The following is an 11944-nucleotide window of genomic DNA, read 5'->3' on the forward strand; positions in this document are numbered from 1 at the left end:
GTGATGGGAGAGCATGTTCAAGAGTGGATTCTAAATGTTCAGATAAAGACATAAAAAAATGAGCGTATTTACATACACTCATTTTTACTACATTTTACTAAAATTTGCTTAACTGACTGGCATTACCCGGAAGGGAGCTTTTAGCGAGGAAGTGAATTTTATTGCTGGGCTTCTTCACGCACGTTCGCAGCACCTTGTTCAATAGCACCGGCTGCGGTTGCAGTTGCATCTTTGGTGGCTTCCTTGGTTTCATTCCAAGCCTGACTGGTTGCCGCAGCGGCATTATCCGCGGCCTGATCTAACTCTGCAGCAGCTTCATCCGTTGCAGCATCCATTTCAGCTGAAGCTTCTTCAGCAGCACCGGAAATATCATGACCTGCCTGTTCAGCAGCATTTTCCAGATGCTCGCCAGTGGTTGCACCTGTTTCAGGCGCCTGATCACGGTTACAGCCCACTAAAGCAACGGTAGCAGCAAGACCTAAAGCAACAAGTAATTTATTCATTGTCATATTCCTTTTAATTCTATTCTCAAGGCAAATATCCACAACAGCAGTGAATATTCAAAAATATAAACCAGTTCCGATCTGGCAATAGATAACAAATTGTTGATTAAATGTAAGAAAATGAAATACAAAAAAAGCCTATAGCGTAGTGCACGCTATAGGCTTGTGGTGTTCTAGAGTTAATTCAGCAGAATTATTGCCCTGAACGGATGATGTAGTCAAAGGCAGATAAGGATGCTTTTGCGCCTTCACCTGTGGCAATAATAATCTGCTTATATGGGACTGTAGTACAGTCACCAGCAGCAAATACGCCTTTGACATTGGTTTCATTACGGTCGTTAATCACAATCTCGCCACGGTTGCTCAGTTCAACTTGGGTGTCTTTCAAGAAATCGGTATTTGGTAATAAACCGATCTGTACAAAGATCCCCGCCAGTTCAACCGTATGCTCTTCATCTGTTGCACGGTCTTTGTATTTCAGTGCTGTCACTTGTGAACCATCACCCACGACTTCTGTTGAAAGTGCATTTTTAATCACTGTGGTATTTGGCAAGCTGTTTAGCTTGTCTTGCAATACCTGATCCGCACGTAACTTGGTATCAAACTCTACTAAGGTCACATGCTCAACAATACCCGCCAAGTCAATCGCCGCTTCTACACCCGAGTTACCCCCACCAATGACTGCAACACGTTTGCCTTTGAATAAAGGACCATCACAGTGTGGGCAATACGCCACACCACGGGTACGGTATTCTGCTTCACCTGGGACATTCATCTCTCTCCAGCGTGCACCGGTTGAAAGCACCACAGTTTTCGATTCCAGCTTGGCACCGTTTTCCAAGGTCACTTCAACTAAACCGTTGGCTGTTTCATCTGCACCTTTAATGTCAGATACACGTTGCAGGTTCATGATGTCGACACCGTATTCACGTACGTGTGCTTCCATTTCAGCGGCAAATTTTGGACCTTGGGTTTTCTTGATTGAAGTGAAGTTTTCAATGTCCATGGTGTCCATCACCTGACCGCCAAAACGTTCCGCCACGATACCGGTGTTAATGCCTTTACGTGCTGCATAAATCGCTGCAGTATTCCCGGCAGGTCCACCACCAATCACCAGTACATCGAACGCAGCTTTGGCATTCAGCTTTTCCGCTTCTTTGGCTGCAGAGTTGGTATCTAATTTGGCAATGATTTCTTCCAGTGTCATACGACCCTGACCGATGTGGTTACCGTCCTGGAATACCATCGGTACCGCCATGATCTTACGTTCTTCCACTTCATCCTGGAAGAATGCACCATCAATCATGGTGGCAGTAGTACCCGGGTTATAGATGGCTATCAGGTTCAATGCCTGCACCACGTCTGGACAGTTATGGCAGCTTAACGATACGAACACATCAAAGTCCGATTGGATGCCCAAGTCTTTAATAGAAGCTAATACTTCATCAGACACTTTTGGTGCATAGCCCGAAGTTTGTAACAATGCCAGAATCAAAGAGGTGAACTCATGGCCCATTGGCAAACCTGCGAAGAATACACGTGGCTGTTCACCGGCTTTGGCGACACCAAAGCTTGGTGCACGTTTGTTGTTACCATCGAAGCGTGCAGTCACCTGATCAGACAGGGCGGCAATTTCAGTTACCAGTTCTTTGATTTTGTCTGATTTGTCAGAGCTATCTAAAGTGGCCACTAATTCGATTGGACCTTCAAGGCGTTCTAACAAGGCTTTTAATTGGGCTGTGGTATTTTGATCTAACATTGCTAACGTCTCCAGAGGAGTAAAATGTATTTGATAAAGACATGATAGGAGAAAATATTTAATTGGTGAAACGGTTTGTTTTTATCAAAACAATCGGTTTTTTAAATCAAATAATAAAAATCATGTATTTATGCAGAAGTTGCACATAAAAATGTATGGCTTTATCTTCTAAGATGTGGCTTGTCACTGGAATTTTCAAGAATTGACAATAAGAAAATCAAAGATTTGCTATTTGTGACTAAAATTAGGCATTATCCTGAGCAATGGCATTTAAAATTACAAAGGTGAGTATCAAGATGAGTTTAAGCCGAGGCATTTATCAGCATTATAAAGGGCAGTTGTATCAGGTGTTGCATGTGGCCACGCACAGTGAAACCGAGGAAAAGCTGGTGGTCTACCAGTGTTTATATGGTGACTATTCCATTTGGGTTCGACCACTGAGCATGTTTACCGAATCGATCAGTCTGGAAGATGATCGTGAATTACCGCGTTTTAAACTGGTTCAGGAAATGATGTGAGAGGTGAAATTGCTGCACCTCAATTCAAGGTCGCAACGAGACCTTGTTAAAGTGTAAATCGTACTCCAGATATTTTTGCACAAAAGCAGCTTTATCATGACTGCGTAGCAGATTGTTATAGATAAATTCTGGCACAGGATGATAAAGCTCTGCCAACCCATTGTTATAAAATATTTTTAAGTAGCGTGTTGAAGTATTGTATTTGCAGAAGGTTACAGTCAGGACAGTTTCCATTAGCCATTCCTCCTTTATTGTGTTTGGAATCGTTATAGTTTGACCATATGCCAAATGCAGAGCCGGATGTATTACTGATTTGTAAGAATTTTCAACTTTATCCGCGAAAGTCGAGTGTTGTGTGCCAACCCTCCCGGTCAAAGCGCAGCGTATGGGGACAATCTGCACCACGGTTGCAGCAACACTAAACATTCACTGCAAAAAAACTACACTCAGAAAAATCAGAATCTTCTAAGCTTAGCGGCATCTCTGTAATAAAAACAATCGACTGAGCCATTCTCATGCAACTTTTTCAGTGCAGTTATTGTCAGCATCCGATTTATTTCGACAATACCCAGTGTACCGTGTGCCAGCATCATTTAGGTTTTGATGCGCAATATATGCATATGCTGGCGTTGCAACCGGGTCAGCGGGCAGGGGAATTTGTTGAAGCGGTCACGCAAAAGGCTTACCGTTTTTGCCAGAATCATCAGCATCAGGTCTGTAACTGGATTATTCCGTTTGACAGTCCGGAGCAGTTTTGTCCGGCCTGCCGTTTAAACCGGATTATCCCGGATTTAAACCAGCCGCAATATTACTGCCGCTGGCAAAAAATCGAGTTGGCCAAGCATCGCCTGGTCTATGCCTTGCTGCGCTGGAATTTACCTTTACTGAGCAAGCTGGAAAGTCCTGAACGTGGGCTGGTGTTCGACTTTAAGGCCAATCCGAATGATGATCGTGCTCCCAAAGTCATGACCGGCCATGCCAGCGGGGTGATTACTTTAAATATTGCCGAAGCCGATGATGTCGAGCGGATGATGGCCAAGCAGAATATGGCCGAAGTGTACCGGACTTTGCTGGGGCATTTCCGGCATGAAATTGGCCATTATTATTGGGATGTTCTGGTGGCGAACAGTGATTATCTGGCACGCTTTCGGCAACTTTTTGGGGATGAGCGCGCCTGTTATCAGCAGGCGGTGAAGGACTATTATCAGCACGGCGCACCAAGCAACTGGATGGATGCCTATATTAGTGCCTATGCCACCATGCATCCGTGGGAAGACTGGGCGGAAAGCTGGGCGCATTATTTACATATTGTTGATGTGCTGGAAACGGCAACTTCTTTTGGCATGAGTATTCATCCGCAAATTGTGCATGAAGAGCAGCATTTTATGTACTTCAAGCAACGTGAAAATCCGTATTTTTTGACCGACTTTAACGAGATTTTTCAGGCCTGGTTGCCAGTGGCTTTTGCCATGAATAGTGTGAATCGGAGTATGGGGCAGGAAGATTTTTATCCCTTTGTGATTAGTCCGAAGGTGATGGAAAAATTACAACTGATTCATCAGGTGATCCATGGTTTGCCGCCAGTTTCGGACAATCCAATTCCTGTAGATGGTTAATGCTTGATCCATCATCAAACCCTCATCTATCATAAAATCATCCCACCTTATAAACGGCGGCATTGTCCTGTTTTATCGCCCTGTACCGTGTTACGTCCACCCACCGGTGGTGTCGCGTTATTTTCACATTCCAGATTGCCATCGACCTGATTACGGCTAATATTCAGCGTACCCCGATTGTTTTTGAGCTGGATATTGCCATTTACACGGTTATTGTGCAGCTGGGTCAGCTTGCCGCGTTCCAGTTGAATATTGCCTTCAATGCGGTTATTGGTCGCCACCAGCTGTGCAAAACGGCCTTTGGATTCCAGATTGCCATCAATATGGCTATTTCGGAGAATGGCTTTGGCACCATCGGCCAGCATGACATTGCCATCGACCTGCACATTAATTAAGGTGCATTGCTTGCCAACGAAAATATTGTCGGAAATCGAACGATCTTTTAAGCTGCCGCTACACTGCACATCAGCCCAGGCCGGCAGGGACAGGGTGGTGAATAAGGCTGCAATTAATAGGGTTTTCATCGGTCTATCCATAGCGGATTTTTCAGTAGCTTAATCAACGCAGATGAAAATAAAAAGAATCTACAGCAGCTAAAATTGAGTAAAAATGTAAGCGCATCAATAAAAAAACCACGCGATCAAGCGTGGTTTTTTTCAATCAGTTTAATCTAATACAGATTAGATTTTACCAACTAGGTCGATTGAAGGAGCAAGTGTTGCGTCGCCTTCTTTCCATTTTGCTGGGCAAACTTCACCTGGGTGAGCGTGAACGTATTGAGCAGCTTTTACTTTGCGAAGAAGTTCTTGCGCGTCACGGCCGATACCACCCGCGTTGATTTCGATGATCTGGATTTTGCCTTCTGGATCGATGACGAAAGTACCACGATCAGCAAGACCGTCAGCTTCAATTAATACTTCGAAGTTTTTAGACAGTGTCCAAGTTGGGTCGCCAACCATTACGTATTGGATTTTTTTGATTTCTTCTGAAGAATCGTGCCAAGCTTTGTGCGTGAAGTGAGTGTCAGTAGAAACTGCATAGATTTCAACGCCTAATTTTTGGAATTCAGCGTAGTTGTCAGCAAGGTCACCAAGCTCAGTTGGGCAAACGAAAGTGAAGTCAGCTGGGTAGAAGAATACAACTGACCATTTGCCTTTAAGATCAGCTTCAGTTACTTCAACGAATTGACCGTTGTGGTAGGCATTTGCTTTAAATGGTTTAACTTCAGTATTAATTAAGCTCATCATTGTCTCCATGATTGAGGTTTGTTTTGAATTTCAATTAGATTATAGAAATTTGCTTTATTGCTGAAATGGTATTTTTACATTACCACCATCGGAAAAACCGAATTGATGATTGTTTAAGCCATATTCAGGCGGTGTGTATTATTATGTAGCCGAAAAATATGATGACCACATGACAATTAAAAAGTACACCTTTTTCATTCCTCATCAAACATGATGTCAAGCTCGGTAAAATTCAAGGGTAAAGCAAAAATATTTTTTATTTTTAGGCAGACTGCTTGGAAATGTTCGTCATCGTCACAATCTAGAAGCCACCGTACTCAGTTTTCGGACAGCGGATTCGCTGTAAAAGCAGACAGGCTGGAGGGTCTGTTCGTTCATTTCATGGGCGGATTCTTCCGCTGGCTGTCATTACAGCGTAAAATAGCCGATTGATATTTTTTTATTTAAATTAGGAATCTTGTTCTGTGCAGAGTCATTTAAATGTAGATCAACTCGTTATGGCGCGTGACCGTCATCGTTTAAATCGACTGCGTAAAGGAAAAGATGCAAATGAAAAACAATATTCTGAGCTATTTGAAAAATCCAATCTGAAAGTTCGGGAACGCCTGGGCCGTATTCCAAACATCAAACTGAATCAGGATTTGCCGGTCACCCAATACGCCGACAAGCTGGTTGAGGCAATTCAAAAACATCAGGTGATTATTGTGGCGGGGGAAACCGGTTCGGGGAAAACTACCCAGTTGCCGCAAATTGCCATGCTGGCCGGGCGCGGTTTAACCGGTCTGATTGGTCATACCCAGCCGCGTCGTCTGGCCGCGCGCAGTGTCTCGCAGCGGATTGCCGAAGAAGTCGGTGAAAAACTTGGTGAATCCATTTCCTTTAAAGTCCGTTTTAATGAACAGGGCTCGCAGGATTCGCTTGTCCGCTTAATGACCGATGGTATTTTATTGGCAGAGCTGGCCAATGACCGTTACTTAAGCAAATACGACACCATTATTATTGATGAAGCGCATGAACGTTCCCTGAATATTGACTTCATCATGGGTTATTTAAAGCAGCTGTTGCCACGGCGTAAAGATCTCAAAGTCATCATTACCTCAGCGACTTTGGACGTAAACCGTTTCAGCAATTACTTTAATGGCGCGCCGATTTTTGAAGTTGAAGGGCGCAGCTATCCGGTTGAGGTACGTTACCGTCCCATTTCCGAACTGAGCATTGGCGGCAGTGATGATGATGAGTTTGATGACTTTGAAGAAAACCTGCCGCGTGCAGTGGTGCAGGCGGTGGAAGAATGCTTTGCCGATGCACAGGAAAAAGGTCATCCTGAACATGCCGATATTCTGGTGTTTGCCAGCACCGAGCAGGAAATTCGTGAATTACAGGAAACCTTAATCAAGCATGGCCCGCGCCATACGGAAGTGTTGCCGCTATATGCACGTCTGGCCCTGGCCGAGCAGCAGAAAATCTTTAATCCATCGGGCGGTGGCCGACGGATTATTATTGCTACCAACGTCGCGGAAACGGCGTTAACTGTACCGAATATCCGCTATGTGATTGACAGTGGTTTTGCCCGGATTTCACGTTATAACTATCGTTCACGTGTACAGCGTCTGCCCATTGAAGCAGTTTCGCAAGCCGCAGCCAACCAGCGTAAAGGCCGTTGTGGCCGTATTGCACCGGGTGTCTGTATCCGTCTGTATTCGGAAGAAGATTTCTTAAGCCGTCCGGAATTTACCGAACCGGAAATTAAACGCACCAACTTAGCTTCGGTGATTTTGCAGATGCAAAGTCTGGGCCTCGGTTCGCTGGAAGATTTTGATTTTATCGAGCCCCCAGATCATCGACTGGTCAATGATGGTCGCAAGCTTTTGATTGAGCTTGGCGCAATGACGGAGAAGAAAGCGAATCCGTCTAAAGCGACTGACGAAAATAATAATCTCCCTCTGTCTAAAAGAGGGGTTGGGGGAGATTCCTTAACCAAAATTGGCCAGCAAATGGCAAAAATGCCGATTGATCCACGTCTGGCACGAATGATTCTGGGCGGGGCACATTTTGGTGCCTTAAATGAAATTCTGGTAATTGTGGCGGCACTGGCGGTGCAGGACCCACGGGAACGCCCGGCCGACAAACAGATGCAGGCCGATCAAAAACATGCCTTGTTCCGTGAAGCCGATTCCGATTTCCTGTTTTATCTCAAACTCTGGGATGCCTTGCTGGCCAATCGTGACTTGAGTGAAAACAAGCGCCGCAGTTTTGCCCGTAATCATTTCCTGAGCTGGTTGCGTTTACGTGAATGGAAGAAAACCCATGAGCAGCTGGTCGATCTGGCACAGGGTTTAAAACTGTCTTTCAATGAAAAGAAAGCCAGTTATGAAAATCTGCACCGGGCTTTATTAACCGGACTGTTATCGTTTATTGCCAATAAAACCGATGAACGTAATGTGTTTATGGCAGTGCGTCAGCAAAAAGCGCGGGTTTTCCCGGCCTCAACCTTGCATAAGACCAATACCCCGTGGGTGATGGCTTTTGAGATGGTGGAAACCTCGCAGGTGTATTTGCGGACCCTGGCCAAAATTGAGCCGGAGTGGATTCTTCTGGCGGCGCGTGATCTGTTAAAACATCATTATTTTGAACCGCACTGGTCGAAAAAAGCCGGAGTGGTCAATGCCTATGATCAGATTTCACTGTTTGGTTTAATCATTGAACCGAAACGTCAGGTGAATTATGAAAAGGTCGATCAGCCGGCGGCGCATGAGATTTTCCTGCGCGATGCCTTGACTACCGGTAACTTGGGAATTATGCCGCCGTTCTTAAAGCATAATTTACTCAAACTGGAAGAAGTGGAGCGGGTCGAAGACAAGCTGCGCCGCCGCGATCTGGTGGTAGATGAAGAAACCATCTATCAGTTCTATGCCGCAAAAGTGCCGACAGATGTGGCCAGCCGCCGTTCTTTTGAAGACTGGCGCGCGACCGTCGAGCCGAAAGAGCCACGTTATTTATTTGTTGATGATGATGCCTTGTGGCTGAATGATCGCCCGACCACGCAGCAATTCCCGGATTATCTGCGTAATGGCGAATTGCGTCTGGCGGCCAGCTACCGTTTTGATCCGAGCCATGATGAAGATGGCGCAACGGTAAAAATTCCGGTTCAGGCCCTGCCACAGGTCGATGAAAACATCTGGTCCTGGGGGATTCCGGGCTGGCGTGAAGAGCTGATTGAAGCGCTACTGAAAGCCTTACCGAAAGATAAACGCCGTAACCTGGTGCCAATTCCGGATACTGCGCGCAAACTGACTGCGCGAATTGATGCGACACATCTGCGTGAGCATATTTTCAGCTTCCTGGCTTTTCAGCTGCGCGGCGATCAGATCACTGAAAAAGACTTTAGCTTTGAACGGATCGATCAGTATCTGCTGCCGTTTATTAAAGTGATTGATGAAAAAGGCCGGGTCATCGAACAGGGCCGTGACCTGAGCGAGTTGAAAGCCCGCTGCCGCACCGAAACCCATAGTCCGGTGAAACAGCTGAAAGGTGAATTTAAAACCTTCCCTGACAACTTTGTGTTTGAAGCCTCGCAAAAAGTCACTGGCGTGGTGGTCAAGCAGTATCAGGCGCTGGTACCGACCAAAGACTTTGCTGCGCTGGAACAGAAAGATGAATCTGGTGTGGTGATTCAAACCTTTAATGATCAGGCAGAGGCAATTAAACAGCATCGGGCCGGCGTGATTCGCCTGATTCATATGCAGCTGGGCGATTTAATCCGCCAGCTGAAAAAACAGATTTCTAAACCGCTGGCGCTGGCTTATTCTCCGTTGGGCGATAAAGCACAGCTGGAACAGATGCTGGTCTATGCTACCTTGCAGATGTCAATTGATGACTTGCCAGTCAACGCTGAACAGTTCCAAACGCTGCTACTTGAGGTAAAAAAATCATTCCTCAGTCATGGACAGAAAGCGCTGTTCAGCTTTAATGAGATTTATATTCAATGGCAGGATATCCGCCGTAAACTGCTGATGCTGGATGAGTCGGTCTTTGCCAAAAATATGGATGATATTGAAGATCAGCTGGACCTCATGAACCTGGCCGATTTCGTGTATAACAAGCCAGCAGACGTCTGGAGCGAATATCCACGTTATCTGAAAGCGCTGGTGCTGCGTTTGGAACGTTTGCCGAATAACCTGCAACGTGATGATGCCGCCATTGTGCAGATTGACCCGTGGATGGACAAACTGTTCAAGTTTAAAAATGACAGCCGCTTGAAAGAATTGTACTTTATGGTGGAAGAATTGCGCATCTCGTTATTCTCGCAGCCAATGAAGACCAAGATGCCAATTTCGCCAAACCGGCTACAAAAAGTATGGGAAAAGCTGGGAATCGGTTAAGATAGAGAGAATTTAAAAAAGGAGTTTTACATGGGCATTCGCATTACCGGTACGGGCTTATTCCATCCTGAAGATGTCATTACCAATGAAGAGTTAGTTGAAAGTTTAAATGCTTATGTGGAACAGTATAACTCGGCCAATGCTGACAAAATTGCAGCGGGCGAGTTAGAAGCACGCCGTGGCTCAAGTGCAGAATTTATTGAAAAAGCCTCTGGCGTGAAACGTCGCTACGTGTCAGAGAAAACCGGTCTGCTTGATCCAAACCGTTTACGTCCACATTTAAAAGAACGCGCTGATGATGAAATCTCGCTTCAGGCCGAGTGGGGCGTAATTGCAGCCAAACAGGCAATGGAAAATGCCGGTGTCACGGCTGAAGACATTGATGTGGTGATTCTGGCCTGCTCGAATATGCAGCGTGCCTATCCGGCGGTGGCCATTGAAATTCAGACTGCACTCGGGATTCAGGGCTATGCCTATGACATGAACGTGGCCTGTTCAGCAGCAACCTTTGGTTTAAAACAGGCGTATGATGCCATTAAAAGCGGTGCGCGCCGTGTCTTGCTGGTGAATGTCGAAATTACATCGGCACACAATGATTTCCGTTCGCGTGACAGCCACTTTATTTTTGGCGATGTTGCCACTGCGTCAATTATTGAAGACACCGACAGCAAAACCGGTTTTGAAATTGTGGACACTCAGTTATTTACCCAGTTCTCGAACAACATCCGTAACAACTTCGGTTTCCTGAATCTGTCTGAAAATGCCGATATTGATGACAAGCGTTTCCGTCAGGACGGCCGTAAAGTCTTTAAAGAAGTGTGTCCACTGGTTGCGAAAATGATTACCGCGCAGCTGGAGAAAAATGCGATTGCACCAGCCGATGTAAAACGTTTCTGGTTGCATCAGGCCAATGCCAGCATGAACGAACTGATTCTGAAACTGGTGGTTGGTAAAGCGGCTGCGGAAGCAGATCCGGCGTTGGTGCCAATTATTCTTGATGAGTTTGCCAATACTTCATCTGCCGGGGTTATCATTGCCCTACATCGTACTGCGCATGAAGTGAATGATGGCGAATATGGCGTGTTATGTTCATTTGGTGCCGGCTACTCGGTGGGCTGTATCCTGGTACAAAAACACGTGGTTTAAGGGGCAGAGATTGCAGGTCCAGCATGATGCAAAATGGATCAAGACGCTGAGCGCCTTATCTAAACGCTATTTCACGCCGACCTTTTTAGGCAGTGAATATATTGATGCATCCCGACCTGCCATGTATGTGGGCAATCATTCCCTTTACGGGATTTTTGATGCCCCCGTCATTATTGATTATTTGTTCAATGAACATCAGGTGGCTGTGGTTAGTATTGCTGACCATAGCCACTTTTATTTGCCGATCTGGCGCGATATTGTCAAAAAGTTCGGCGCAGTCGATGGCCAGCGTGAATATGTGCGTGCCTTGATGCAGCAGGGCTATTCGATTCTGGTCTTTCCGGGTGGCGGACGTGAAGTGCTGAAACATCCGGGTGAGCAGTATCAATTGATCTGGAAACAGCGCTACGGCTTTTTACAGTTGGCACAGGAATTTCAGTACGACATTATTCCTTTTGCTGCCTTTGGCCCTGATGATATTTTCGAGTTTGGTTTTGATGCCAGAACCGTGGTGCAGCATCGTCTGTTTCAGAAACTGCTCAAAGTCCCTCAACTGGATAAATTATTACGTCATGGCGATGTGATTCCATCATTACCGAAACACCTGATTCCCAAGCGGGTACCTTTTTATTTTCAGTTTTTGCCACCGGTAGAGGTCGGGCAGAGATTAGGTTCTGAAGATTTGACCACGCTGCGAGAGGAAATCGCTCAGCAAATTTACCAGAGCTTAGCGCAGCTAAAAGCCCGTTCAACTGGGCACTCATCCTCATAAT

Annotated in this window: 10 protein-coding genes; 5 read left to right on the plus strand and 5 right to left on the minus strand. The window is 45.8% G+C overall.

Features of this window, described 5'->3' with window-relative positions; all coding sequences use genetic code 11:
* Positions 1-158: 158 nt before the first annotated feature.
* Together FTU86_RS08035 and ahpF are read right to left on the minus strand one after the other, a co-directional pair.
* Entirely contained in the window at positions 159-503 is a 345-nt protein-coding gene (locus FTU86_RS08035) for a hypothetical protein (RefSeq protein ID WP_180048438.1), read from the minus strand.
* 193 nt (positions 504-696) lie between these two features.
* A complete protein-coding gene (gene ahpF / locus FTU86_RS08040; RefSeq protein WP_075166909.1) occupies positions 697-2262 on the minus strand; it encodes an alkyl hydroperoxide reductase subunit F in 1566 nt (521 codons plus the stop codon).
* Positions 2263-2558: 296 nt separating this feature from the next.
* Between ahpF and FTU86_RS08045 the strand changes: the two genes are divergently transcribed.
* Positions 2559-2780 carry a DUF1653 domain-containing protein gene (locus tag FTU86_RS08045; RefSeq protein WP_005178842.1) on the plus strand — a complete coding sequence of 74 codons (222 nt, stop codon included), beginning with the start codon at positions 2559-2561 and terminating at the stop codon, positions 2778-2780.
* Between the two features lie 24 nt (positions 2781-2804).
* Here FTU86_RS08045 and FTU86_RS08050 read toward each other — a convergent pair whose 3' ends face one another.
* Positions 2805-3014: a KTSC domain-containing protein gene (locus FTU86_RS08050; RefSeq protein ID WP_005178841.1), complete on the minus strand. Its 210-nt coding sequence runs from the start codon at positions 3012-3014 to the stop codon at positions 2805-2807.
* A gap of 281 nt (positions 3015-3295) precedes the next feature.
* Here FTU86_RS08050 and FTU86_RS08055 point away from each other — a divergent pair, with 281 nt between their 5' ends.
* Positions 3296-4396: a putative zinc-binding metallopeptidase gene (locus tag FTU86_RS08055; protein ID WP_005178839.1), complete on the plus strand. Its 1101-nt coding sequence runs from the start codon at positions 3296-3298 to the stop codon at positions 4394-4396.
* Between the two features lie 47 nt (positions 4397-4443).
* Here FTU86_RS08055 and FTU86_RS08060 read toward each other — a convergent pair whose 3' ends face one another.
* Positions 4444-4920, minus strand: coding sequence for a hypothetical protein (locus tag FTU86_RS08060; protein ID WP_005178836.1), 477 nt, complete (start codon positions 4918-4920; stop codon positions 4444-4446).
* A 156-nt stretch (positions 4921-5076) separates the two neighbouring features.
* Entirely contained in the window at positions 5077-5640 is a 564-nt protein-coding gene (gene ahpC / locus FTU86_RS08065) for an alkyl hydroperoxide reductase subunit C (RefSeq protein WP_005178834.1), read from the minus strand.
* Between the two features lie 467 nt (positions 5641-6107).
* Between ahpC and hrpA the strand changes: the two genes are divergently transcribed.
* From hrpA to FTU86_RS08080, 3 genes are read left to right on the plus strand one after another with little or no spacing between them, the layout of a single operon-like run.
* Positions 6108-10025 (plus strand): ATP-dependent RNA helicase HrpA, encoded by a 3918-nt coding sequence (gene hrpA, locus FTU86_RS08070; protein ID WP_168406844.1) that lies wholly within the window; start codon positions 6108-6110, stop codon positions 10023-10025.
* A gap of 30 nt (positions 10026-10055) precedes the next feature.
* The gene (locus FTU86_RS08075) at positions 10056-11171 is read left to right on the plus strand and encodes a beta-ketoacyl-ACP synthase III (protein ID WP_016659123.1); all 1116 of its coding nucleotides are present in this window, start codon (positions 10056-10058) and stop codon (positions 11169-11171) included.
* Positions 11172-11181: 10 nt separating this feature from the next.
* Positions 11182-11943 carry a lysophospholipid acyltransferase family protein gene (locus FTU86_RS08080; RefSeq protein ID WP_127798774.1) on the plus strand — a complete coding sequence of 254 codons (762 nt, stop codon included), beginning with the start codon at positions 11182-11184 and terminating at the stop codon, positions 11941-11943.
* Position 11944: the final 1 nt, after the last annotated feature.

It is taken from the genome of Acinetobacter sp. YH12155, from assembly GCF_013418255.1.
Classification (GTDB): domain Bacteria; phylum Pseudomonadota; class Gammaproteobacteria; order Pseudomonadales; family Moraxellaceae; genus Acinetobacter; species Acinetobacter indicus.

Bases quoted from the DNA above. Each gene is read 5' to 3' on its own strand.
- ahpF (WP_075166909.1), bottom strand. From the start codon at position 2,262: ATGTTAGATCAAAATACCACAGCCCAATTAAAAGCCTTGTTAGAACGC.
- FTU86_RS08035 (WP_180048438.1), bottom strand. From the start codon at position 503: ATGAATAAATTACTTGTTGCTTTAGGTCTTGCTGCTACCGTTGCTTTA.
- FTU86_RS08045 (WP_005178842.1), top strand. From the start codon at position 2,559: ATGAGTTTAAGCCGAGGCATTTATCAGCATTATAAAGGGCAGTTGTAT.
- FTU86_RS08055 (WP_005178839.1), top strand. From the start codon at position 3,296: ATGCAACTTTTTCAGTGCAGTTATTGTCAGCATCCGATTTATTTCGAC.
- ahpC (WP_005178834.1), bottom strand. From the start codon at position 5,640: ATGAGCTTAATTAATACTGAAGTTAAACCATTTAAAGCAAATGCCTAC.
- FTU86_RS08075 (WP_016659123.1), top strand. From the start codon at position 10,056: ATGGGCATTCGCATTACCGGTACGGGCTTATTCCATCCTGAAGATGTC.
- FTU86_RS08060 (WP_005178836.1), bottom strand. From the start codon at position 4,920: ATGAAAACCCTATTAATTGCAGCCTTATTCACCACCCTGTCCCTGCCG.
- FTU86_RS08050 (WP_005178841.1), bottom strand. From the start codon at position 3,014: ATGGAAACTGTCCTGACTGTAACCTTCTGCAAATACAATACTTCAACA.